This is a genomic window from Nonomuraea sp. LP-02, assembly GCF_036289125.1.
In the GTDB taxonomy this organism is placed as follows: Bacteria; Actinomycetota; Actinomycetes; order Streptosporangiales; family Streptosporangiaceae; genus Nonomuraea; species Nonomuraea bangladeshensis.
This window is the reverse complement of the sequence record NZ_JAXCLK010000001.1, coordinates 3,418,317-3,443,336: the sequence shown is the minus strand read 5'-3', so window position 1 is coordinate 3,443,336 and position 25,020 is coordinate 3,418,317. Positions and strand designations below refer to the sequence as shown.

The 25,020-nt window shown below is 70.9% G+C and carries 15 protein-coding genes, 1 tRNA gene and 1 pseudogene; 10 read left to right on the top strand and 7 right to left on the bottom strand.

Annotated features, from left to right (window positions below):
- Window positions 1-7: 7 nt before the first annotated feature.
- Together SMD20_RS16025 and SMD20_RS16020 are read right to left on the bottom strand one after the other, a co-directional pair.
- The gene (locus tag SMD20_RS16025) at window positions 8-1,414 is read right to left on the bottom strand and encodes an arabinofuranosidase catalytic domain-containing protein (protein WP_329581245.1); all 1,407 of its coding nucleotides are present in this window, start codon (window positions 1,412-1,414) and stop codon (window positions 8-10) included.
- Window positions 1,415-1,794: 380 nt separating this feature from the next.
- Window positions 1,795-2,391: a GNAT family N-acetyltransferase gene (locus SMD20_RS16020; protein ID WP_329581242.1), complete on the bottom strand. Its 597-nt coding sequence runs from the start codon at window positions 2,389-2,391 to the stop codon at window positions 1,795-1,797.
- 76 nt (window positions 2,392-2,467) lie between these two features.
- Here SMD20_RS16020 and SMD20_RS16015 point away from each other — a divergent pair, with 76 nt between their 5' ends.
- Complete coding sequence (locus SMD20_RS16015; RefSeq protein ID WP_329581240.1) at window positions 2,468-2,860, top strand: hypothetical protein; 393 nt, start codon at window positions 2,468-2,470, stop codon at window positions 2,858-2,860.
- A 123-nt stretch (window positions 2,861-2,983) separates the two neighbouring features.
- Window positions 2,984-3,841, top strand: coding sequence for an SAM-dependent methyltransferase (locus SMD20_RS16010; RefSeq protein WP_329581237.1), 858 nt, complete (start codon window positions 2,984-2,986; stop codon window positions 3,839-3,841).
- 109 nt (window positions 3,842-3,950) lie between these two features.
- On the opposite strand, the gene SMD20_RS16005 is transcribed toward SMD20_RS16010, so the two are convergent.
- Window positions 3,951-4,265, bottom strand: a complete 315-nt coding sequence (locus tag SMD20_RS16005) for a hypothetical protein (RefSeq protein ID WP_329581234.1) — start codon at window positions 4,263-4,265, stop codon at window positions 3,951-3,953.
- A gap of 951 nt (window positions 4,266-5,216) precedes the next feature.
- On the opposite strand from SMD20_RS16005, the gene SMD20_RS16000 reads away from it, so the two are divergent.
- The 5 genes from SMD20_RS16000 to SMD20_RS15980 all read left to right on the top strand — a co-directional run bounded on the left by SMD20_RS16000 (window position 5,217) and on the right by SMD20_RS15980 (window position 14,166).
- A complete protein-coding gene (locus SMD20_RS16000; protein ID WP_329581231.1) occupies window positions 5,217-6,494 on the top strand; it encodes an ROK family transcriptional regulator in 1,278 nt (425 codons plus the stop codon).
- A 209-nt stretch (window positions 6,495-6,703) separates the two neighbouring features.
- Window positions 6,704-11,626, top strand: coding sequence for a ThuA domain-containing protein (locus SMD20_RS15995; RefSeq protein ID WP_329592573.1), 4,923 nt, complete (start codon window positions 6,704-6,706; stop codon window positions 11,624-11,626).
- A gap of 65 nt (window positions 11,627-11,691) precedes the next feature.
- Window positions 11,692-12,327: a hypothetical protein gene (locus SMD20_RS15990; protein ID WP_329581227.1), complete on the top strand. Its 636-nt coding sequence runs from the start codon at window positions 11,692-11,694 to the stop codon at window positions 12,325-12,327.
- An 89-nt stretch (window positions 12,328-12,416) separates the two neighbouring features.
- Window positions 12,417-13,433 carry a COG1470 family protein gene (locus tag SMD20_RS15985; protein WP_329581225.1) on the top strand — a complete coding sequence of 339 codons (1,017 nt, stop codon included), beginning with the start codon at window positions 12,417-12,419 and terminating at the stop codon, window positions 13,431-13,433.
- Window positions 13,434-13,512: 79 nt separating this feature from the next.
- Window positions 13,513-14,166, top strand: a complete 654-nt coding sequence (locus SMD20_RS15980; protein WP_329581221.1) for a hypothetical protein — start codon at window positions 13,513-13,515, stop codon at window positions 14,164-14,166.
- A gap of 315 nt (window positions 14,167-14,481) precedes the next feature.
- On the opposite strand, the gene SMD20_RS15975 is transcribed toward SMD20_RS15980, so the two are convergent.
- Window positions 14,482-18,324, bottom strand: a complete 3,843-nt coding sequence (locus SMD20_RS15975) for a S8 family peptidase (protein WP_329581218.1) — start codon at window positions 18,322-18,324, stop codon at window positions 14,482-14,484.
- Between the two features lie 172 nt (window positions 18,325-18,496).
- Entirely contained in the window at window positions 18,497-21,373 is a 2,877-nt protein-coding gene (locus SMD20_RS15970; protein ID WP_329581216.1) for a helix-turn-helix transcriptional regulator, read from the bottom strand.
- A gap of 272 nt (window positions 21,374-21,645) precedes the next feature.
- Here SMD20_RS15970 and SMD20_RS15965 point away from each other — a divergent pair.
- Window positions 21,646-22,481: pseudogene (locus tag SMD20_RS15965) on the top strand (IS5 family transposase).
- Between the two features lie 475 nt (window positions 22,482-22,956).
- On the opposite strand, the gene SMD20_RS15960 reads toward SMD20_RS15965, so the two are convergent.
- Both SMD20_RS15960 and SMD20_RS15955 read right to left on the bottom strand, forming a co-directional pair.
- Window positions 22,957-23,030 (bottom strand) — tRNA-Ile (locus SMD20_RS15960).
- Window positions 23,031-23,523: 493 nt separating this feature from the next.
- Entirely contained in the window at window positions 23,524-24,456 is a 933-nt protein-coding gene (locus tag SMD20_RS15955; RefSeq protein ID WP_329581213.1) for a LysR family transcriptional regulator, read from the bottom strand.
- Window positions 24,457-24,552: 96 nt separating this feature from the next.
- Between SMD20_RS15955 and SMD20_RS15950 the strand changes: the two genes are divergently transcribed.
- Both SMD20_RS15950 and SMD20_RS15945 read left to right on the top strand, forming a co-directional pair.
- Window positions 24,553-24,780, top strand: coding sequence for a DUF6158 family protein (locus tag SMD20_RS15950; protein WP_329581211.1), 228 nt, complete (start codon window positions 24,553-24,555; stop codon window positions 24,778-24,780).
- Window positions 24,777-25,013, top strand: a complete 237-nt coding sequence (locus tag SMD20_RS15945) for a hypothetical protein (protein ID WP_329581208.1) — start codon at window positions 24,777-24,779, stop codon at window positions 25,011-25,013. The genes SMD20_RS15950 and SMD20_RS15945 overlap by 4 nt, the downstream gene beginning before the upstream one ends.
- Window positions 25,014-25,020: the final 7 nt, after the last annotated feature.

Here is a 25,020-nt window from a genome sequence, read left to right as displayed (position 1 = left end):
GCCGGAATCAACTGCGCAGGGTCCACCGCTGGTTGGCCTGGCCGTTGCAGGACCACAGGATGAGCTTCGTGCCGTTGGCGGTGGCGGCCGCGTTGGCGTCCAGGCACAGCCCGGACTGCACGCCGGTGATGGTGCCGTTGGTGTTGACGTTCCACTGCTGGTTGGCCTGGCCGTTGCAGTCCCAGATGATCACCTGGGTGCCGTTGGCGGTGCCCTGCCCGTAGGCGTCCAGGCACTTGTTGCCGTACACCTGCAACTGCTTGCTTGAGGTGTAGGTGAACCGCTGGTTGGTGCCGCTCCCGCAGTCCCACAACTGCACCTGGGTGCCGTTGGCGGTGCTGCTGTTCGGCACGTCGACGCACCGGCCGGACTGGCCGCCCACGATCTGGACGCCCTGCTGCGGGTTGTCGCCGCCCGCCGGCGCGTAGCCGGCGGCGGCGATGTTGGCCTGTACGGCGTCCTCGGTGGCGGCGGTTGGATAGCCGGAGGTCAACACGCCCTCGAAGAAGGTGCCGCGGCCGGAGACGCTGTTGTCGCCGCCGATGCCGAGCAGGATGGCGCCTTCCTTCTTCATCGGGTGGTAGCCGTTGGGGCGCCGTCCGTCGAAGTAGGTCGTCAGGCCGCCCGACTGTGCGTTGCCGCCCCGGATCGCCCAGTGGTTCGGCTCCCCCTTGACCATCGCCGTGACGAAACGGTGGTTGATCGACGGGATGTTGTTGTAGCCCGCGTTCACCCCCGAGAAGAGTCCCCACTCCAGGTCGGCCATGATCCAGGGACCGGCTCCGGCCCCGTAGCCCCACTGCTTGTCGGCGCCGAAGTAGACGGTCTCCATGATGGCGGGGGAGTCGGCTTGGCCGTCCGTCTGGGCGTTGCCGTAGTCGAAGCAGCACCATTGGTTGTAGTGCGTGCCGTCGACGACGGCGTAGATGCCCTCGGGCTGGTCGCCGGTCGCCACGCCGTTGGTGTTGTTGTTGCGGTAGCCGGTGCCGGGCTCCACGCGGACACCGTACGCCTTCTGGCCGCCGATGGTGATCGGGGCCGCCTTCGCGTCGGCGAGGTTGTCCCATCCGCCCGGAGCGGGGCCCTTCCAGTAGCCGGGCGGCGCCTGCGTGAGGCGGTTGTTGCGGCCGGACTGGTCGTAGATGATCGTGATGACGCAGGTCGTGTTGGCGCAGAACGAGTCCTGCGTGGCCGCGTTGACCATCCCGCCCGCGCTCAGCACCCCGATGTCCCGGGTGGTGTTGTCGGACGAACGCCTGACTTGGTAGAGCGGGCCGTCGTAGGCCGCGTACAGGGCACGCGTGGTGCTGTGCGCCGCCACACACGGCGTCCCGCCCGCCGCGTAGATGTCACACGGCTGCGACGTCGCGGCCTGGGCTGTACCACCGCCGACCAGGCAGGCTGTGGCGAGCAACGCACCCGCCCCGGCCGCGAGTGGCCTTGTCAGGCTGCCAAAAAGCATCATGCCTTCTCTCGATCAGGAATCATGAGCGGACGGCGCCGATACGCGGGCCCGGCAAAAGTTGTGTTAGCGCTAACATCAGTTGCTGGTCGAATCGATTCGTCGGTAACGCCAGTGCGGAGTCAAATCAACGAAGGCCCCGGCGTCAAGAACGTGGATCGAATCTCTCGCCACCCGGGACCACGCTGTCGGCGCTTCGCCTGGGTTCCTACCGTGAAGCGTTCGCCTCATTGCGATGAGATCTCGTGAAACTTTCATCCCCGCGTCCGCCGGGAAGCCTCGTCCGGACAGTTCAAGCGGCGTAGGCGGCGCTACTGGATGCGCAACACCCCTCAAGTTCGGCCCCAGGGCACTAGGCGTGTATCGGAAGTGGAATGGGATGGGTACTCGCCGAGCCCGGGACGGGTGTGATGGCACCCGTCTCGGAGGGGTTTCGGCTCAGAGCTGTCGTAGTAGACCGTGACCGGGAGCGGGATGCACCCGAGCCTCTCGTACAGGGCCCTGGCGGGTGCGTGGAAGGGGTCTCCCCTGGTACCGATCTCGACTACCTCGGCTCCGAGGGTTCGCATCTTTTCGAAGGCGTGCTCGCACAGGGCGGTGCCCACATGGTGTCTGCGGTGCTTGGCCGAGACGGCGAGGATCGTGACGCTGTCGTTCCGGCGAGCCGGGTCGACGCTCCAGGCCACGTAGCCGGCGATGCCGTCTTCGGCCTCGGCGACCGCGACGTACGTGTGCCGCTCGGGTGCATGGAGTTCGGCGATCTGGTCGCGGTAGTCGGCGCGCCAGTTGCCGTGCTGGTTGGCGAAGACGGCCTCGCCCACCAAGGGCCGGAAGGAGTCCTCGTAGAACGGCCGGAACGTCTCGATGGTCAGTTCGGTCAGCAGCGTCGTCTGGACGAAAGCGTTCCAATCGACGATCGGCCTGAGCACCGGGACGCGGCCGAACGGGTGGGAGCGGTCGTACAGCCGCGTCGGCGCTTACGGGCAGTCCAAGCCGGCCAGCCTGATGTTCACCTACGAGCTGCAGCGCCGGCTCGCCCCGCACGGCACCACCGTCGCGGTGGCCGCGCACCCCGGAATGTCCAGCACCGAGCTGAACCGCAACGCCCCGGCGGCGTTCCGGCTGCCGACCGCCTGGCTCGGGTCGCTGGTCACCCAGACGCCCACGATGGGTGCGCTGCCGACCCTGCACCCGGCCACCGACCCCGCCGTGCTCGGCGGCCAGTACTACGGCCCCGCCGGGCGGTTCGAGATCATGGGCCACCCCCGGCCGGTCACCTCCTGCCCGGAGTCGTACGACGTGGCCGTCCAGCGGCGGTTGTGGACCTTCTCCCAAGATCTCACTGGGGTGACGTTCCCCGTCGCCGCGCCCGCTTCAGGAGCGGCCGTCACGGCGTAGCGTGGATTGTCCGTAACGCCGGGCCCGGCAGCGAGGAAACATCTGAAACACATTCCTCGGCGAGGGCCGTCCGCGCCCCCCGTCAGGCCCGGCGTTCGTCGCCGATCCATTCAGGGAGAGATCTTGACGCACAGTGGCAAAGAGACGGACCCGCAGGATCCGGAGTACGCCGACGCCCCGGCTGCAAGGATCAATCCGCACATTCCTCACCCCGCCCGGATCTATGACTTCTTACTAGGCGGCAAGGACAACTTCGCCTCCGACCGTGAGGCCGCCAAGGGACTCATCGAGCTGTCGCCGGGCACCGTTGAGGGCGTGCGCGCCCACCGTGCCTTCGTGAGCCGGGCCGTACGGTATCTGGCGGCCGAAGCCGGCATCACCCAGTTCCTCGACATCGGCACCGGGCTCCCCACCCAGGACCCCACCCACGTCATCGCCCAGCGGGCCGTGCCCGAGGCCCGGGTGGCCTACGTCGACAACGACCCCATCGTCCTCGTGCACGGGCGTGCCCTGCTGACCGGTGACCCGGCGGGCGCGACGGAGATGATCGAGGCGGACCTGCGGCAGCCACAGAAGATCCTGTCCGACCCCGCGGTCCGGGAGGTGCTCGACTTCACCCGTCCCGTGGCCGTCATCCTGGCCGGGATCCTGCACTTCGTCACCGATGACGAGGACCCGTACGGGGTGGTCGAGCAGCTCAAGGCGGCGGTGCCCAGCGGCAGCCACCTGCTGCTGTCGCACATCACTATGGACTTCGCCGACAACCTGAGCCGCGAGGAGTTCACCAAGCCGTACGACAACAGCTCCGCCCCCATGGTGCCGCGCAGCCACGACGAGACGCTGCGCTTCTTCGAGGGCTGGGACCTCCTGGACCCGGGCCTCGTCGAGGTCGTCACGTGGCGGCCGGACCCGGTCGAATACCAGGAACAGATCCCCGGCGGCCACGCCTGGGCCTACGGCGGCCTCGCCGTCAAACCCTGAGACACCCCCGCGTGCGCCGCCCGGCCCACGCGGCCGCGCACGTCACGCCACTACATGAAGTAGCGTGCCTGGAGGCGGAGCAGCTCGGCGTAGAGCCCGCCGGAGCGGCTCAGCGCGTCGTGGGTGCCGACCTCGGCCACCCTGCCCCGCCCAGCCCTACCGAGTCGCTCAGGGTCATCTCCAGGTGGTCGGGGTCCTGGAAGGCCGCCGTGATCCGGGCGCGCCACTGCTCGGGGGGCTCCGCCGGCACGACGGCCGCCCGCTCCGCCGCACCCTCCTCGACGACGTCCAGGAACACCCGGGCGGCCCGGACCGGCGCGAACACCCAGAAGATCTGGCTCAGCAGGGCCTGCGCCTGCCCGACGACCTGGCTGCTGACCGCGACGGCGGTCGTTCCGGCCACGTCGATGAACCGGTGCTCCACCTCGTTCTGGATCTCCTCCGACAGGCTCTCGCCGCCTCGCTGAACAGGCCGAGCAGGATCGCGAGGCCGACCCCGGTCGCCTGTACGAGGATCGCCACGGCCACCACGATCGGGGTCCTGGCCAGGCCGGTGCGGGACCCGAGCGCGAGGACGAAGCGGAATGGGCGGGTCATGACAGGGCCTCCTGGAAACGCTTGGCCTGGAGCCGGAACAGCTCGGCGTAGCGGCCGCCGGCCTCGATGAGGGCGTCGTGCGGGCCGTCCTCGCGCCCGGCGCGTCGGTCATCACCGTGTCCCAGCCGTCCGGAAGCCTGCCGATGAACTCGCGGAGCCCGGCCTGCGCCGCCACCGCGCGCAGGCCCTCGTCGGCCTTGATGGGCGGCCTTCCGCGTGCCCGCCCGCCTGGCGTGCCGGTTGGCACCACCGCGGCGGCACCGAGATCGGCGTCAACGGTGCCGGGTGCGGCTTTGTACGGCCGTTCAGGCGGGCGGGAGTCATGGGTGAAAAAGGGGCGCGGGAGGGTAAGGACGCGGCGTTTTTCCGGCCAATCGAGGGCAGGCGTCATGGCCGCGGCGACGTAAACCCGGACGATCAGGCGGGCGGGGGCTCAGGGACGGGGTGCGGGTCTCGGGGACGGGTCGTGAGGGCTCAGGTGGACCCGCCATCGCTCGCCGAGTCGGCGGCGTGACCGTCGGTCCGGATGTGGTCCACGCTCCTCCTCGATCAAGTCGGGTGGCTAGCCGCATTAAAAGAGGGGACTTTCGCCGACACAAGGGTGAAATCGTTTTCAATTTGGATAACGTTCCGGTAACTAACGCCGAAACGGTCGCTGGCATGCGCAGACATCAGCGATGCCAACCCGTTATGCGACGAAGGGGTTCACGGTCGGACATTCGCGTGTTACAACCCGATTAATTGATCTCAGAGATAAACAAAGGGGCAGGTGGTGCGCATGTCGTACAAGCCACCCAACCGCGCCCCGGGCGGCGCTCCACCGGCGGGTCCTGCCGCGCTGCGCCGGGCGAACCTCTCGCTCGTGCTGCGCGAGCTGCGCGACCACAGGGTCCTGTCCCGCGCCGACATCGCCGAGACGACCGGGCTGCACCGCGCCACCGTCTCCAACCTGATGGCCGAGCTGCTGGAACGGCGTCTCGTACGCGAGGTCGGCGTCAGGCACGCCGGCGCCGTCGGCCGCCCCAGGCGCGCGGTGGCCTTGCACGGCGCGCACGTCGGCGCGCTCGGCATGGAGATCAACGTCGACTACATCGCGGTCCACGGCACCGACCTCAGCGGCCGGGTCCTGGTCGAGCGCCGGATCGTGCACGACGCCGTGGGCAGCGGCCCGGACGGCTCCGTGCGGCGGCTCGCGGCCGTGGCAGGGCAGGCCGTCGAGGCCATGCGGCGGGCCGGAGCGACCCCCGCCGGCATCGCGGTCGCCGTCCCCGGGCTCGTGGACGTCACCCGCGGCGTCGTGGCGCTCGCCCCCAACCTGTCCTGGCACGAGCTGCCCCTGGCCGAGCGGCTGACCTCCGTGCTCGGCCCGTTGCGCCTGCCGGTACGGGTGGACAACGACGCGAACCTCGCCGCCCTGGCCGAGTACACCTCCGGCGTCGCCGCCGGCACGCCCTACCTGGTGTACCTCACCGGCGAGGTCGGGGTCGGCGGCGGCATCATCCTGGACGGCCGGCTGCTGCGCGGCGCGGACGGCTTCTCCGGCGAGGTCGGGCACCTCCAGGTGGACCCCGACGGCGCCCAGTGCGGGTGCGGCCGCGCCGGATGCTGGGAGACCAAGGTCGGCCTGGCCGCGCTCGTCCGCGCGGCGATGCCCGAGCAGGCGTACGGGCTGCCCGGCAGGCCGGTGCCCGACCCCGGCGAACGGGTGAGCGACATCGCCGGCGGCCTGGCCGCGGGCGACCCGCGGATGACGGCGGCGGTGGCGCAGGTCGGCGACTGGCTCGGGCTCGGCGGCTCGATCCTGGCCAACCTGTTCAACCCGCGCGTGATCGTCATCGGCGGCTACTTCGCCTCGCTGGCCCAGTGGCTGCTGCCGCACGCGCAGGACCAGTTGGACCGGCTCGTGGTGGCGGCCCCCGCCGCCCGGTGCCGCCTGGTCGCTTCCACACTCGGCTTCGGCGCCGCCTCCCGGGGCGCCGCCAGCATGGTGGTCAGCGACGTCATCGACGACCCGACGGCGATCATCGGCACATCACCCCGGCCGGCACCCGTCTGACGGCCCCGCAGACCTGGAGACGGCACCCTCCAGCACCCCGCAAGATCCGCTCCACGAAGTGGCAACAGCGCGGCGGCGCGCGCCTTGCCTGACGTCCCCCCGGTCAGGAAGGGTTTTCCATGTCACCACGTCATCGCACGTGGGCCAGGCTGCTCCGTGCGGCCCTGCCCTTACGCGGACGGCGCCTCAGGCGCCGAGCCGTGACGACGATGGCCTTGTCCGCCCTCGTCGCCCCCCTCGCCGTCCCTCTCGTCCCGATCCTCGCGGCGCCCGCGAGCGCCGAGGCCGCCACGGCGGCCGAGCCCGCCTACAAGGTCCTCGTCTTCTCCAAGACGACCGGTTTCCGGCACGACTCCATCCCTCAAGGCATCGCGGCCGTGCAGCAACTCGGCCAGGACAACAACTTCGCGGTCGACACGACCGAGGACAGCGCCCTGTTCACGGACCAGAACCTGGCCCAGTACAAGGCCGTGATCTTCATGTCCACGACCGGTGACCCGCTGAGCACGCAGGACCAGAAGGACGCCTTCCAGCGCTACATCCAGAACGGCGGCGGCTTCGTCGGCGTCCACGCGGCCGCCGACAGCGGCTACACCTGGGAGTGGTACGGCAAGCTGGTCGGCGCGTACTTCAAGAGCCACCCGGCGATCCAGCAGGCCAGAGTCAAGGTCGAGGACCCGGCGCACCCGTCCACCAAGGACCTGCCGACGACCTGGACCCGTAGCGACGAGTGGTACGACTACCAGGCGAACCCGCGCCAGACGGTCCACGTGCTGACGTCGATGGACGAGACCTCCTACACCGGCGCCACGATGGGCGCCGACCACCCGAACACCTGGTGCCAGGACTTCGACGGCGGCCGTTCGTGGTACACCGGGCTCGGCCACATGAAGGAGAACTACAGCGAGCCGAACTTCCTGAAGCTGCTGCTCGGCGGCATCCAGACCGCCGCGGGCGTCGTCAAGGCCGACTGCTCGGCCTCGCAGAGCTCCAGCTTCGAGAAGGTCACCCTCGACGACAACACCTCCAACCCGATGATGGTGGACGTCGCGAAGGACGGCCGGGTCTTCTACATCGACCGCCTCGGCGAGGTCAAGATCATCAAGCCGGCCGGCGGCACCGTGACGGCGGCCGATCTGGACGTCTTCACCGCCAACGAGAGCGGTCTGCTCGGCCTCGCGCTCGACCCCGGCTTCGACACCAACCACTGGGTGTATCTGTACTACTCGCCCACCGGGACGAACGTCGACCGGCTGAGCCGCTTCACCGTCACCGGCGACACCCTGGACCTGGCGAGCGAGAAGACGATCCTCGACGTCCCGGTCCAGCGGGCCGAGTGCTGCCACCACGGCGGCGGCATGGTGATCGACCCGAAGACCGGCGACCTCTGGCTGGGCACCGGCGACAACACCAACCCGTTCGCCTCCGACGGCTACACGCCGATCGACGAGCAGTCGGGCCGGTCGAGCTGGGACGCCCAGCGCAGCGCGGGCAACACCAACAGCCTGAGCGGCAAGCTGCTGCGCATCCACCCCGAGGACGACGGCACCTACACGATCCCATCGGGCAACCTGTTCGCACCGGGCACGGCGAAGACCAAGCCGGAGATCTACGGCATGGGCTTCCGCAACCCGTTCCGCATGGGCCTGGACCCCAAGACGGGTCACATCATGCTCGGCGAGTACGGCCCCGACGCCAACTCCGCCAGCGCCACCCGCGGCCCGCAGAACACCGTCGAGTGGAACATCGTGTCCGAGCCGGGCAACTACGGCTGGCCGTACTGCGTCGGCGACAACACCCCGTACGTCGACTTCAACTTCGCCACCAGGCAGTCGGGGTCGGCGTTCAACTGCGCGGCGCCGGTCAACAACTCGCCGAACAACGACGGCCTGACCAGCCTGCCGCCGGTCATCCCCGCGACGGTCTGGTACCACTACGCGGCCGACCCGCAGCACTTCCCGGAGCTGAGAGGCGGCGCCCCCATGGGCGGCCCGGTCTACCGTGACGACCCCGACCTGCAGTCGGACGTCAAGTGGCCGGCGTACTGGGACGGCAAGGCGCTGTTCGGCGAGTGGAACAACGACAAGATCTGGTCGTTCCAGCTCGACGAGGACGGCACCGAACTCGTCGAGATGAACCCGATCCTCGGCACGTTGTCGTTCAAGAAGCCGATGGACATGAAGTTCGGCCCCGATGGCGCGCTCTACCTGATCGAATGGGGCTCCGGCTTCGGCGGCGACAACGCCGACTCCGGCATCTACCGCATCGAGTACACCAAGGGCACCCGCCCGCTGATCGCCCGCGCCACCGCGGACAAGACGGACGGGCCGCTGCCGCTGGCCGTCACGTTCTCCAGCGAGGGCAGCAGGGACCCGGACGACAAGCCGATCACCTACGCCTGGGACCTCGACGGCGACGGCGAGACCGACTCCACCGACCCGAACCCGTCCTTCACCTACGAGGAGGGCGGCGACTACAACGCCGTCCTGACCATCACCAACCCCGACGGCAGGACCGCCACCGCGAGCGTGGCGATCAGCGCGGGCAACACCCGCCCCACCGTCTCGGTGGACCTGCCGCCGAACGGCTCCTTCTTCGAGTTCGGCGACCAGGTGAAGTTCGAGGTCACCGTCACCGACCCCGAGGACGGCACGATCGACTGCGACCGGGTGCAGATCCAGGCGATCCTCGGCCACGACAGCCACGGCCACCCGCTGGACCAGCACAAGGGCTGTGAAGGCGTGCTGCAGACCCAGCAGGCCGGCCACGGCGAGTACGACAACCTCTTCTACGTCATCGAGGCCAGCTACGCCGACGACGGCGCCAACGGCGCCAAGTCGCTGACCGGGCGGGGCGAGGTCCTGCTGGAGCCCAAGCGCAAGCAGGCCGAGCACTTCTCGCAGACCGGCCGGGTGAGCGGCGGCACCGGCACCGACGCCGCGGGCGTCGCGGCGGAGACGACCAGCGACACCCAGGGCGGCAACAAGCACATCGCGTTCATCCAGGACGGCGACTGGTGGTCCTTCGACCCGGCGAACCTGTCGAACCTGACCGCGATCCGGCTGCGCGCCTCCTCCGGCGGCCCCGGCGGGACCGTGCAGATCCGGGCGGGCGACCCCGAGACCGGCACGCTGGTCGGCTCGGTCGAGGTGCCGCCCACCGGCGGCTGGCAGACGTTCACCGACGTCACTCTCGACCTGACGGAACCGCCGTCGGCGAGCGGGCCGCTGTACTTCGTCGTACGCAAGCCCACGGACGCGGCCGACGACGCCTACCTGATCAACGTCAACTGGGTCGACTTCGTCGGCAAGGGCGCGACCGACAACCAGCACCCGGTGGTGACCGCGACGGCCACCCCAGCGACGGGCGTCGCCCCGCTGCAGGTGGCCTTCACGGCGACGGCCACCGACCCCGAGGACGACCCGCTCACCTACAAGTGGAACTTCGGCGTGGCCGGCGCACCCGAGCCCACCACCGCCGAGGCGAGCCACACCTACACCGCGCCGGGCACCTACACCGCCGTGGTGACCGTCAACGACGACAAGGGCGCGTCGGCCACCGCGCAGGTCCAGGTCAAGGTGGACGCCCAAGCCTCGGTGTGCTTCACCGGCCGGTCCGACGACTTCCTCGGCGACCAGCTCGACCGTGACCGCTGGTCCGTCGTCCGCGAGAATCAGGACCTCAAGGTCGAGGACGGCAAGCTGGTGATCCCGACCTCGACCACCGACATCTACAGCACGGGCGGCAACACGCCGAACATCGTGCTGCAGCCGGCTCCCTCGGGCGCCTGGACGGCCACGGCCAAGCTCACGCTGGACGCGCGGGACGCGTACCAGCAGGCGGGCCTGGTCATCTACGGCGACGACGACAACTACGCCAAGATGGTGCTGCAGGCGCGCTCGACCTCGGGTTCCGACCACGCCAGCCGCATCTTCCAGTTCATCAGGGAGGAGAACGCCGCCCCCAACGAGGTGTCGGAGAGCAACACGGCCTCCCTCGGCGACGCCTACCCCGACACCGTGTACGTGCGTTTCGTCAGCGACGGCAGCACCATCCGCGCCCACTACTCCTCCGACGGCAGCACGTTCACCGCGATGCCGCAGACCAAGTCGCTCGCCGGGATCACCAGCCCGAAGATCGGCCTGATCTCGCTCGCCGGGGCCAACCACCCGGTGGTGGACGCGGCCTTCGACTGGTTCCACATCTCGCCGGACGACACGGCGACCGCGCCCGCCCCGGACGACGAGTTCGACGGCACCGCGCTCGACACGTGCCGCTGGAGCGCGGTCGTGCGCCCCGACGCCACCGCCGCGCGGGTGAGCGGCGGCAAGCTGGAGCTGGACACCACGACGGGCGACATCTACGGGACCACCAACACCGGCCCGAAGAACCTCATCCTGCAACCGGCCCCGGACGGCGACTGGACGCTGGAGACCAAGCTGGACGCCTCGGCGCTCAACGAGCAGTACCAGCAGGGCGGCCTGATGGTCTACACCGGCGACGACGACTACGTGAAGCTCGACTTCCTCACCACCAACTCGCCAGGAGCCACGGTGGCGCGGGCCATCGAGCTGCGCAGCGAGGTCGGCGGCACCGTGCAGAGCCCGCAACCGCAGGCGAACAACCTCACCGGCGGCGAGTGGCACCTGCGGCTGAAGAAGGAGGGCGACACCTTCACCGGCTCCTACTCCTCCGACGGCCAGACCTGGACGGACCTGTCCGCTCCGGTGGAGAACAGCGCCGTGGCCGAAGACGCGAAGGTCGGCGTCTACACCATCGGCACCAACCAGACGGCCTCGAAGACGGTCACGTTCGACTTCTTCCGCCTGACCGGGGCGGCGCAGGTCGAGCTGGCGGTCTCCGCCACGTCCCGCTGTATCGGCACCTCGGCGTACGTGGCGGTCACCGCCGTCAACACCTCCGAGACGGCGGCGACGGTGACGCTGACCACGCCGTACGGCACGAAGACCGTGGCCGGCGTGGCCCCGGGCAAGCAGGCGTACCAGTCCTTCAACAGCCGGGCCGGGCAGATCGACGCCGGCACGGTGACCGTGAAGGGGACGGCGACGATCGGCGGCCAGGAGGTCACCTCGTCGTACGACGCCGCGTACCCGGCGCTCGACTGCAGCTGAGGCAGAACCCCCGGGGCCGGCCGCTGGGCCGGCCGGCCCCGCCCACTCATAGATGGAGCGATCACATGAGAATCAACAAGGCCGCGCGGCTGCTCGCCGCCGCGGTGGTCGGTGTCGCGCTCGCCGGCGCCGGCCTGGCCGGTCCCGCCGTGGCCGAGGACGATCCCGAGGACGGCATCGACGTGTCGGTGACCATCGAGCCGGGCACCACTACCGGCCAGGTGTCCATGACCGTCGCCGACAACGGCGGGGTGGCCCTGCAGGAGAGCGGCTCCGACGCCGCCGCCCGCCAGTTCGTCGGCACCCTGCCGACGGTCACGGTGACCGACACCCGCGATCCCGGGGAGATCCCCGACGGTGACTTCTGGGCGGTCGTGGGCCAGGCCGGCGAGTTCACCGCGACGGACGGCTCCGCGCCGCCCATCGGCCCGCAGTACCTGGGCTGGCGGCCGCGGCTGCTGAGCGACTCCTCGACCGGCGCGGTCGCGGCCGGCGAGCCCGTCTCCAGCGTCATCTCCGACGGCTCGGGAGCGCCCACCGTCGGCCTGCAGGGCCAGGAGCTGCTGGTGTCCACGGCGAACTCCGCCGACGAGATCGGCACCTGGGAGGTGAACGCCGACCTGGCGCTGCGCACGCCCACCGACGTCGCCGCCGGCGAGTACCACTCGACCCTGACGCTCTCCCTGTTCAACCAGTCCTGAGCCATTTTCCGGGGCGCGGGACGCCATCGCCGCCCGGGACCCTGCGGGGTTCCGGGCGGCCACGACGACGAGACTGGAGACATCCTCTGTTGACCATCAACCGTGCGCGAGGCGTCCTCGCCCGCCTCGCCGTCCTCGCCGCCCTGCCGGCCGCCGTCCTGGTGGGGCCGGCGGCCCCGTCGCACGCCGACACCACCTGGTCGGTCGTGCCGGCCAACGCGGGCGGGCCTGACGGCCGCAGCGTCATCGACCTCGAACTCCCCGGCGGCGGGCAGGTGGTCGAGCACGTCGCGGTCATCAACCGCTCCACCGAGCCGGTCGAGTTCGGGATCGACGCCAACGACGGCTACCTGACCTCCAAGGGCTACTTCGACATGCGGCCGTCGGACGTCGCGCCGGTGGACGGCGGCTCGTGGATCACGGTGCCCGAGAAGGTGACCGTCGCCGCCGGTGCCACCTCCGTCGTGCCGGTGACGGTGTCGATCCCCGGCAACGCGACGCCGGGCGACCATCCCGCCGGAGTGACCGCGTCCCTGGAGACGGTCTCCGGGCAGGTACGGGTCCAGAACCGGGTGGGCGTCCGCCTGAACATCCGGGTCACCGGCGACTACGTCGCCAAGGTGGCCGTCAGCGGGGTGCGGGCGGAGTACACGGGCTCGTGGAATCCTTTCGTCCCTGGGACGGTCGAGGTGACGTACACGGTGGCCAATGCCGGAAATATCCGGTTCGTCAGTGACAACCGGGTGCTGTCGTCCACGCTGTTCACCGAGAACTCCTGGAGCGACCCGTCCGCGGCCAGGGCCAGGGAGCTCATGCCGGGCGGCAGCCGTACGTACGTCGCGCGGGTGGTGGAGGCCTGGCCGCTGGGGCCGGTCCGTACGACGGTCGTGGCGGTCCCCTCCCTCGCCGGTGCGGCGGTGCCGGACGTCGCCGTGCGGCCAGCGGAGGTCGCCACCACGGTCTGGGCGCTGCCGTGGCCGCAGCTCGGCCTTGTCGTCCTGCTCGTCCTCGCCTTCTTCGCCCTCCGGCTGAACGCCGCGCGGCGCCGCAGGCGCATCGAAGAACTGATCAGGCTCGCCCGTGAGGGCAGGTCGCAGGAGGCGTGAGTCCCGTCACCCGCCCTCAGAGGTGGCGGCCGTCAACCGGCCCGGGCGCCGGCATCGAATCGCAAGGGAGCCATGTTCCGTGAAGAAGACATCGGCCTACGTCCTGACCCTCCTGCTGTCCTGGGCCGGGCTGGTGCTCGGCGCACCGGCCGCCCACGCGCACGGCGGGCCGATCAAGCTGGAGGTGACGGGTGACGGGGCCGACAACGTCAACGTGCTCGTGACGTACGAGAAGGACGGCCATCCCGTCACCGAGATCGTCGCGGCGACGCTGACCGCTACCTCGTCCGACGGCCGTGCCTTCGGCCCGGTCCCGCTCCGGTCGGCAGGCGAGGGCCAGAATCTCTACCGCTCCGCCGAGCCGCTGCCCAGCGGCGAGTGGCGGGTGACGGTGAGGGCGACCGAGCCGGCCAAGGCGAAGAAGACGGTGAAGGTGAAGGCCGGCGTGGTCGCCGCGCCGGTGGCGGCGACCACGCCGGCACCGGGCCCGACCGCCGCGCCCGCGCCGGGCTCGACGACCGCTCCCGCACCGGGTACGACGGCCGCCCCCGCTCCTGGCCAGGCGTCCGCACCCGCTCACCTGCACGAGGCCGCGGCGGGCGCGGCGGGTAAGACGGACGGGGACGGCGCGATGGGGAGCGTGCTGCGGATCGGCGTCATCGTCCTCGCGGCGCTCGCCGCCCTCGCGGCCTGGCTCGTCCTGGCCCACCGGCACCGGCAGACCCGCCCCTGAGCTGCAGCGGTGCGGGCCCGGCTCCGCGAAGCACCGACACCTCGTGGAGGACCTTCCTGCGGGCTCAGGCGCACCGCCCACCCGACGGGAGCCTGGACGGTTCAGCAGGCCCGCAACCTGCTCATGGACCTCGGGGACCGGGTCAGATCCTCTCGCTTCCTCATCCGCGACCGAGACGCCCAGTTCACTGAGCGGTGGGTACGCGCCGTACGGCTGCCCCGGAGAACACCCAGCTCAGGCCCTATGTGATGAGTTTTGAAGCTGTGCATGCCCGCCACCCTGGGTGGGTGGCGGGCACGGATTCGGGTCCAGGGGTCAGCGCAAGGGGAAGGCGCGGGTGGTGGTCTGTTCGACCTTGTTGCCTTCGGTGTCCCAGGCTTCGGCCTTGAGGGTTACGGCGCCCTTCGTATCCGCGAGGGCGGGGTAGGTGAGTGTGGTGGTGTAGACGCCGGTACCCACCCGGCGGACCTTGGCGTCCTTCCAGGTCTGGCCATCGTCGGTGCTGTAGGCCAGCTTCAGCCCCGCGACGGCCGGCATCCGCTCGGCCGACGGGGAATGGGTCACGTCGATCTGGAACGTGTGCCGGCCACCGGCCCGTACGGAGGTGTCCAGGGCCTGGGTGTCACCCAGGTCGTAGCCGACGAACACCAGCGGCTGCGGGTTGCACGAACCGGACGAGCCCATGGTCGGGTGGCAGTCGGTCGTGGGCGGGACGGTGTCCTCGTCACGGGCCCTGGAGTGGAAGGTCCAGGCGTTGACGGAGCCCGAGCCGCTCTGTTCGAGCCGGTAGACGCCCTCCTCCTTGGTCAGCGTGAACATCGGGAACGCGGCGCCGGCGACGCGCGGGATCTCCTTGCCGTCCCTGAACAGCTTCGCGTTGGTGTTGACGCTGCCGCCGGTCATGGCCAGCCGCCCGTCGCCGGTCACGAAGGTGTAGGCGGGCAGGAACGTGTCGCCGCGCCGGCACATCGCGCACAACACCTTCTGCTCGACGCCGGGGACCTCCGGGATCACCATGCCGCCCGGGGTGGCCGGGCCGGTGCCCCAGCGCCTGGTCTCCCTGCCGGGCTTCTCGATCGTCGTCGCCAGTCCCCAGGTCTTCGTGTCGGTGCCGCTGACGGTCCCCTCGCGCAGCGTGTCCGCTCCGGACAGGCTGAAGTACTCGATCCGCCTGGAGGGGGCGGCGAAGTGGAAGGCCGTCGAGAACGTGACCCGCTCCAGCGGCTTGCGGCTGTGCCAGATCTCCATCTGGTCGTCGAGGCTCATCGGCGTGTGGTACGCGGTGTCCACGGCCCGCAGGCGGCTGTCGGTGAAGCGGTAGACGGGGTCGGGGACCCTGCCGTCCTCGTACTTCAGGAGCTGGTAGGTGTAGTCGATGATCGGGTGGTTTGTGATCTCCAGCGTGACCGGGCCGTCCGCGAGCTGGGCGCGGAGCTGGTCGCCGACGGCCTTGAAGATCTGGACCACCGGCAGTTCCGGCTTTTCGCCCCCGCCGGGCCAGGTGGGGATCGAGCAGCCGGGGTACACGCGGTTGGCGAAGAGCACGACCCCGGCGGCGCCCGCGGCCTTCAGCGCCTGGAGACGCTCGAGTTCGATGAGGCAGGTGTCATCGGGGTCGATCGTCATCAGCGCGAGCTTGCCGCGCAGGTCGCCCTGCGGGTTCGCGCCGCCGCCGACGTACGCGAGGTCGTAGCGGCGGGTGCCGGCCGGGAACGGGATGTCCCAGCCGAGGTCGAAGCTCAGCCCGCGGTCGAAGTACTCATAGGTTCTGGCGTCGATCGCGTACTTCCGCGGGGACACGGCGCGCACGGCCAGCTGCGGGTTGGCGGCCGTGGCCTGCATCGAGAACAGCAGCTTCCCCTTGGTGACCTTCTTGGTGGGGCTGATGTACCAGTCGTTCATGCCGAGGGCGCCCATGTTCCCGGACGACACCGCGGTGCCGTCCCATGCCGTGCGCACGAAGGAGATGGTGCCTCTGGCGTGCCGCCAGTCGATCGGCTTGGGCGTCTGGACGCGCAGCAGCACGGCTTTGCGGGCGTCGAGGGTGATCTCGGCTCCCCCCTCCGGCACGACCACCTCGGGGTCGTACAGCTGCGCGACCGGAGGAGGCCCGCTGTCGGTCGTGTTGTGCTGGATGCCGGCCTGGACGCTGTAGGTGCCCGGCTCGACCATGTAGCGGTAGACGCCGTCGCCGACGAACTCGCCGGAGCTGACGCCGTAGGTGTCGGGGACGTCGACTGCGCTCGCGTCCACCCAGCTCACCACCGGCGAGGGCGGGTTGCCGTACCTGTCGATGAGGTGCACGGTCAACGGCACCTTCTTGGGCCCTCGGCGCAGCCCCACCGGGGTCGTGACGTGCGTACCGGACGGGCCTGTGGCGACCACGGCGCCGGTGTAGCCGCCCTTGGGCAGGCCGTCCGGGCGCAGGGTGACGGTGACGGACGCGGTGCCGCCCGCCGGGACGGTGACCGACGGGGCGCTGAACGTCAGCGCGTCCTTGGCCTCGCCCAGGGTGGCGGCGAGGGTCAGCGTCACCTCGGCGGCGCCGTCGTTGGCGTAGGTGACGGTCTTGTCCACCGTGTCGTTCACGTCTACGGGGATGACGCCGTAATCCAGGTTCGGCGTGGTGGAGACGACGGCCTGGGAGACGGCCCTGGCCACGTCGACGCGGCCGGCGCCCTGCTCGTAGGCGGAGTATCCGGCGTCCTTGGCGGTCGACATCAGCGCCGCCTTGAGCCGCCGGCCGTCCCAGGACGGATGTTCCTGGGCCAGCAGCGCGGCCGCGCCCGCGACGTGCGGGGTCGCCATCGAGGTGCCGTTCAGGCTGGTGTAGAGGGCGTCGACCGGGCTGCCCAGCGAGCTTCCGGCGGCGCGGGCGGCGACGATGCCCACGCCCGGGGCGGCGATGTCCGGCTTGAGCGCGCCGTCCACGGCCCTCGGCCCGCGGCTGGAGAAGCTCGCGAGCCGGTCGGACTTGTCGGTGGCGGCGACCGTCAGCGCGGACGCGGCGGCGCCGGGCGCGCCGATCGTCTCCTTGCCGGGGCCGTCGTTGCCCGCGGCGACCACGAACAGCGCGCCCGTCGAGGCGCTCAGGTCGTTGACGGACTGGGACAGCGGGTCGGTGCCGTCGGTGGGGTTGCCGCCGAGGCTCATCGAGACGATCTTCGCCTTCTCCTCGATGGCGGCCCACTCCATGCCGGCGATGATGTCGGAGGTGTCGCCCGAGCCCGAGTCGCCCAGCACCTTGCCGATGACGAGCCTGGCGCCGGGGGCGACGCCCTTGCGCGTGCCGTGCGCGCCCGCGCCCGAGCCCCCCACGGTCGCGGCGACGTGGGTGCCGTGGCCGTGGTGGTCGGCCACCTCCTGGCCCTCGACGAAGCTGCGGCTGTCGGCGATCCGGCCGGCCAGGTCGGGATGGGTGGCGTCGACGCCGGTGTCCAGCACGGCGACCGTCGTGCCGGAGCCGTCGAAGCCGGCCTTCCACGCCTCGGGGGCGCCGATCAGCGGCACGCTCTCGGCCAGGTCCGCCTTGACCTTGGCGTCCAGCCAGACCTTGCCGACGCCGCCGGCCAGCTTCGTCCTGCCATTGGCCGAGTCGCGCAGGGTGGCCCAGAACTCGTCCGCCTTCGCCTTGTCGACCGTGAGCGCGGCGCCGTGGATGCTCGGCAGCGACCGGGTGGTGGTGCTGTCGGGCAGGGCGCGGGCGGTGCTCTTCTGGGTGCCCTGGTACTGGACGATCAGCGGCAGGCGGTCGGCGGTGCCGTCGGCGTAGCCGTTCTCGGCCAGGTAGCGGACGTCGAACAGCTTGAGGTCCAGGACGCCCGCGTCGAGGGCGGGCTGGGCGTCGTCCGGGATCACGAAGATCCCCTCCGGGCCGGCCTCGCTGCGGAACAACGGGGTGTGACCGTCGGGGCGGCGGACGGCCTCGGGGGTCGCGGTGTAGCGTCCGTCGCCGTCCCTGGCGAGGCGGACGGTGTCGCCGGTGATCAGGGTGAGGTTCCATTCGCCGCCGGCGGCGCCGGGGAGCGTGACGACGCCGGTGTCGCCCTCGTCGGGCGCGGCGAGGGCCGTCGCCGGGGTGAGCAGGCCCGCGGCCAGTGCCGTTACGGCCGCGCCCGCTAACACGCGCGGCCACGGCCGCCTTCTGGTGGTTGGCATCGGGGGTTCTGCCTCTCTCCTCATGCGTCGACCCAGCCCTCTTCGAGTTCCGCCTCGGGTTCGGCCTCGGGCTCGGGTGTGTCCTGCTCGTCCTTCGGATCGGGCTCTTCGGGCATGCGCCTAGCGTCACAGGAGCGACAGATGGCTACCTATGGGGCAAACACCCCAATAGTCAGGCGTCGAGGCGGTGCGCCAGCCCCGCGCGGGAGCGCAGGCCCAGCTTGCGCATGGCCGACCCCAGGTGCTTGTCCACGGTCTTGGCCGACAGGAACAGCTCCTTGGCGATCTCCTTGTTGGTCAGGCCGGTGGCGGCCAGCCTGGCCACCGCGTCCTCCCTGGGGGAGAGCGCGGACCCGTAACCGCGCGGGCCGCCGCGATGCCGGGCCGGTACGGGCAGGCCCCAGCGCCTGCTCAACCGGCCCGCCCGGTCGAGGTCCCAGGCGGCGCCGAGCCCGCCGTACGCGTGCAGGGCGGCCTCCAGCATCGACGCCCCTTGCTCGTCACCCTCGGTGAGCAGCAGCCCGGCCGCGTGCTCGCGCGCCTGCGCCGCCTCGTACGGCGCCCCCAGCCGGTCGTACGACGCCGCCGCGTCCATGAAGCGCACGGCGTCGGCGGACAGGAAGCCCCACGCATGGCCGAGCGCCGCCCGCGCGAGCGGCGCGTCCAGCGCGACGAGCTCGCCTTCGAGACGTGACACCAGCTCCCCGGCCTCCTCGGCCCTGCCCAGCCCCACCAGGGCTTCGACCAGCGCCGGAACCGCGCGCACACCCACCGGCCACAGCCCCTTGGCCGCCCACAACGAGAACGCCTGGCCGGTACGCCCCACGGCCTCCTCGGCCCGGCCCTGTACGACGGCCAGCCGCAGCAGCGCGCTCACCGGCAGCGCGAGCACGTCGGCCGCGCCCGTCTCCAGGTTCGCGCGCACCAGGTCTTCGAGCCGCGCACCGTCGGCCCGCCCGCGCGCCAGGGCCAGGCAGCCGGCCACGGTGTCGGCGGTGAGACGGTAACTGGGCAGGTCGGCGAAGCGCACGCGCAACACTTCGAGCTCGTCCGCCACGCCGTCCCAGGAACCCCGGCAGTACGCCAGCGTCGCCAGGTTCAACCGGCACCTGGACTCGGTCAGGCCGGTGACGTCGTGCTCGGCCGCCTCGGCCAGCGCGGCGTCCAGCAGGCGGTACGCGGTGTCGTGATGCCCGGCCAGGCAGGCGACCTCGCCGATCGAGTCGTAGGCCACCACCTCCCACCGGTTCGTCGGACGGCCGCCGGTCCGCGCCTCGACCTGCCCGGTCAGGCTCGCCCCGCGCGGGTCGCCGACGAGGGTCAGCACCATGGCGACCTTGCCGAGCACGGAGATGCGCCGCTCGGGCTCCGCGATCTCGGGCAGCCGTTCGAGCGCCAGGTCGAGCCAGCGCAGGTGCTCGGCGAGCGGGACACCGGGGGTTCTCGGCATGCCCAGGCCCACCATCGCGTACGCGGCCAGCACCGGGCGGTCGGCGAGATCGGCGACCGCCTCGATCATGGCCCCGCGGGTGAGCTCCGGCGCGGCGCCCCCGGCCTCCAGCTTCAGCCCGATGAGGTAGTTCAGCTCGCCGCGCATCGGTCCGGGCGGCTGGCGGGCGGCGGCGGCGCGCAGCAGGCCGATGAGCTCGTCGGCGCCCAGCGCGTAACCGCCCGCCCAGCCCAGTTTCGCCGCGAGCCTGCCCTCGCGTTCCGGGTCGAGGGGCGCGTGCCGCAGGACCGCCTCCAGCAGGCGTTCGGCCTCCGCGTCGTTGGCGAGGGCCACGGCCTGGTCGGCCGCCTTCTCCGCGGCGTCCACCCACGCGTCGTGCTGGCCGGCGTGACGGTGGTGGTGGGCGATCTGACCGAGCGGCGTGGGATTCTGCCGCGCCACCGCCTTGGCCGCGCGGACGTGCAGGTCCTGGCGTCTGGGCAGCGGGATGCTCCCGTACACCGCCTGGACGGCCAGCGCGTGCCTGAAGCCCGCCGTACCGGCGTGCTCGGCGAACAGGCCGCGGTCGAGGAGCTCGTCCAGGCCCTCGTGGGCGTCCTGCTCCGGTACGCGGCAGGTGGCCACGAGATCGGGCACCGGCACGGCCACCCGCAGCACCGCCGCGGCCTCCGCCACCGCCTGCGCGTTCGCGCTCAGGCCGCGCACCCGTTCCAGTACGGAGTCGCGCACCCCGGCCGGTACGCCGAGCTCGTCGAGCGTCTTGCGCGCCCACCTGGTACCGCGCTGGACCAGGACGCCGCGGGCCCGCAGCAGCGCGACCAGCTCCTGGATGGCGTACGGCAGGCCCGACGTACGCTCGCACAGGTAGGCGGCGAACTCGTCCGACACCTGCGCGGTGCCCAGGATCGAGGCCGTCAGCTCGTTCGTCCGGGCGGCGTCCAGCGGGGCCAGCACGAGGTGGGCATGGGCGAGCTCAGGACGTAACCGCGCGGTGAGCGCCCGCAGCCCGGGACCAGCCTCCTCACCGCGGAACGTGAGCACGAGGACGAGCCCGGGCGGCGGGTCGGCGAGCAGGTAGCCGAGAAACTCGACCGTCTGCTCGTCGGCCCAGTGCAGATCCTCCAGCACCAGGACGGCCCGGCCGAGCGCGGCGAGCAGCTCCGCGAGCCCGCGGAACACGCGATGCCGCAGCCCGGCGGGGTCGTCCAGCGGGCCGGGCTCTGCCGGGAGGACAGCGGCGAGCTCGGGCAGCAGCGGGCGCAGCGCGCCGGTCACCGGCGACAGGCCGCCCTCGGGCAACCTCCCGGCCGCGCCGCGCACCGCCTCGATGACGGGCCCGAGCGGGAACGGCTCCCGAATCTGCGGGCACCCACCGACGAGCGGCGGCCGGTCAGGCGGCTCGGCGACGGGCGGCGGGCGGTCACGCAGCTCGGCGGCCAGTTCGCTGACCAGCCGCGTCTTGCCGATGCCGGCCTCGCCCTCGATCATGACGACGGCCGGGGGACGACGCACCGCCGCCCGCAACCGCCGCAGCTCAGAGTCCCGGCCGACGAGGACGGGCGAGATCACCCGCTCCGCCGCCATTTCGGCATCGTCCATAATCGAGCCATTGAAGCGCCGCACGCATGAAATGTCACGCCTGTCTTACCTGGCGGCTGACCCATTGGGCACGGCCGCCGCGACGGGGGTGGCCGCGGTCCGTCCTGGCCGACTCCTGGGCGGCGAGGTGTACGCGATCGCGACCACCGCCCCGCATGACGGCAAGGGCGACCTGCCCGACAACCACCACTGGGCCCCTGCTGTCCCACCCCGAACACGGGGACCTCCATCTGCCCTACCCGGCCAGGTTCGTGCCGCAGAACGCCTACGGCATGGGCCGGGGTGCAGGACGCCCCTACTCCGACCAAGAGCGCCGGGTGGCCAAGCTGAAGCCATGGGAGGTCAGCGACGAGCTGTGGGCGGCGATCGAGCCGCTACTGCCCCAGCATCAGCGCAGGTTCCGCCATCCTGGGCGCAAGCGGCTGGATGACCGGCTGGCGTTGCAGGGCATCCTGTTCGTGCTGCACACCGGGATAGCTTGGGAGCACCTGCCGCAGGAACTGGGCTACGGCTCAGGCATGACCTGCTGGCGGCGCCTGGCCGAGTGGAACAAGGCCGGCGTCTGGCAGCAGCTCCACGAGGTCCTGCTCGATCAGTTACGGGCCGCCGCCGCACTCGACTTCTCCCGGGCCGCGGTGGACTCCTCGCAGATCAGAGCGCTAAAAGGGGGCGCAGACCGGCCCGTCCCCGGTCGACCGCGGACGGGCCGGCAGCAAGCACCACCTGATCACCGACGCCACCGGCATCCCGCTGGCGGTGATCCTGACCGGCGCCAACCGCAGGCGACGTCACCCAGCTTCGCCCGCTGCTGGACGCCATCTCGAAGGTCCACGGCAAGCGCGGCCGGTCACGCCAGCGTCCCGACGTCGTGCTCGCCGACCGCGGCTACGACCACAACAAGTACCGCGCTTTGGTGCGCGAGCTGCAGATCCGCCCGCTGATCGCCCGACGCGGCACCGAGCACGGCTCCGGCCTGGGCAAACAACGCTGGGTCGTCGAGCAGACCTTCGCCCTGCTGCACGCCTTCCGCCGCCTGCGCATCCGCTGGGAGATCCGCGCCGACATCCACGAGGCCTTCCTCAAACTGGCCTGCGCACTCATCTGCTGACGACGCCTGACCTCATTGCGTCAGGAGCTCTAAGCCTGTGCCCGCGTACGACCTCGTTGGTCGGCCCTCGCGGCCGTACCTCACCAGAACCGAGAGGGTTACAACTCCACTCGTCTGGGGCTGCGTCATTAGGACCCCCGCAACGAGGTCGTACACGGACAGCCTGCTTGGGACTGCGCGAACCAGAGGATCAAAAATCTGCTCGCCCGCGAGGCAAGGCTGGGGGAACATGCTCAGGAGCCGAGAGCTGACCGCATGACTGCCGTGGCTTGGCCGAGCGGGTGCCGGTGCAGGTGTTCCGGCTCGATCTTCTCTTGACCGTCGCTGAGGTCTGTCGTGACAGTGGCGTTCAAACGATCTACCACGTTACACAACCCGTGCCGACGAGCAACCATCGAGCAACCAGCCATGATCAACAGCGAGATCAGATTCGGCGAAGACCGAGAAACCCCAGGTCGAACGTGGTATTGGTGAGTAGGGCGGGTGGGACTTGAACCCACGACCCACGGATTATGAGTCCGATGCTCTGACCGGCTGAGCTACCGCCCCCTGGATTCAGTTGTGTGGCTGTGGCGCGGTCCTGAGTGGATCATGCTGAGCCGGGTGCATGGCTAAGGCTAGAGCATCAGGACCGGTTGTGGGTGCCATGGGCCGGGGGGAGAGGGGTCTCCGCAGACATCATTCCATGTTCCGGGGGCGGTGGCGATCATCAGGAGGGACGAACGTGCGGGTCGTGTACGAGACGCATTCCACCACCGTGGACAACGAGACCGGGGTGGCGACCGGGTGGTTGCCGGGGGAGTTGTCCGCTCGGGGCGGGTGGAGGCGGTCGGGCTCGGGATGCGGCGGCGGGCGGTGCAGACGGTGGAGATCGCGTTCGATGGGGTGGAAGAGATCAGGGTCGATCGGCGGCTTCGGGGGTGTGGTTACGGGGTGTGCAACGGGCGGCCCATGGCGGAGGTGGCAGCGGGGGGACGGTGGTCGCCGGGGTGGGAGTTTGTGGTGAGCGGGGGCTCGTGACGCTGGCAGGGTGCGGGCGGGGTCAGGGGGTGGTGCCGTAGGTCGGGTTGCGGGTGAGCCAGTCGCTGTACGTAGGGCTGCGGCCTATCGCGTCCCGATGGGCCTCCTTGGCCTGGGTGAGCACCCATGCGGCGTCCGCCGCCGTCGGGTGGCGGCCGAGGAGTTGGCGCCAGCGCAGCGGGGCGCCGGCCAGCGGCACCATGACCAGGCCCTGCGCGGGCTGGTGGGTGGCCTGGCAGAGGACCACGGCGCGGCCCACCTGCGCCAGGTGGGTGCAGGTCGGCACGTCCGTCTCGTAGATCGTCACCGGGGTGAAGCCGGAGCGGGCGCAGGCCATCGCGAAGCAGTCGGCGAAGCAGCTGTCCCCCGGCGTCCCCGCCCAGTGCTCGTCGGCGAGGTCGGACAGCTCCACCTCCTTCTCCTTCGCGGCGGGGTGGTTCTCGGAGACGAGGCAGAAGACGGGGTCGAGGCTGATGGTGTCCCAGACGAGCGAGCCGGTGAGGGTGCCGGAGTCGCCGCAGGCGCCGGTCAGCACGTAGTCGAGGCGGCCGAGCTCGACCATGCTGGTCAGCTCGTGGCTCGACCAGGACGTGTACGTCGAGACGGGCCGCTCCGCCGCCAGCCGGTCCACCAGCCCGCCGAGTATCGGGCCGTTCGTGGCGCCGATGCGGTAGCCAGGGGTCGGGGCGTGGGCGAAGCGTACGGCCTCGTCCTGCAGTTCCTTGGCCGCCGGGAGGAGCACCCGCGCGCGGGCGAGGACGAGTTCGCCGAGCCTTGTGGGCCGGGCGCCGTGGCGGTCGCGCTCGAACAGGGCGCCGCCGAGCACCCTTTCGATGCGCTTGAGCTGGGCGGTCAGGGCCGGTTGTGCCAGCCCGAGCGTCAACGCGGCCTTGCTCACGCTTCCCGCGTCCGCGACCGCGCGGACGATCCTGAGGTGCCGGAGCTCGAGGTCCATAACGGGAAGGTAAAGCGGCGGCATCTTACAGACAATGCCTAAATGTCAGGAATTGTGACAGATATTGTCGGAGGACTCCGGGGTAGAGGGGATCCCATGACGACGATGGGAATAGATCCGGCCCAGCTCAGCGATGACGACCTGATCCGCGAGCTGCGCCAGCTCCACCTCACCCGGAGCGACACGTTCTTCCACGGTTCCGACGACGCACTGTCCCGCCACACCTCCCGTACGAACGAGCTGGAGTCCGAGTACCTGCGCAGGTACCCGGACCGGGAGGTGGATCCCGAGCGGCTGCGTGAGGGGGCGAGGCAGCGATCATGACCGAGGGCCACGACGTCCAGGAACTGTCCGACGTCGACATCCACGTGTACGAGGCCGTCGCCTCCCTCACGGTCGAGACGGGCGGAGCCGGGCTCGACACGCTGGTGCACATCTCCGGCCTGGAGGAGGACGAGCTGCGGGCGAGCCTGGCGACGCTCATCGAGGAGGGGTACGTCGTCCCCCGGGGCGACGGGTACGGGCTGGGGCCGCACACCTTCGAGGTCGAGTACTGACATCAGC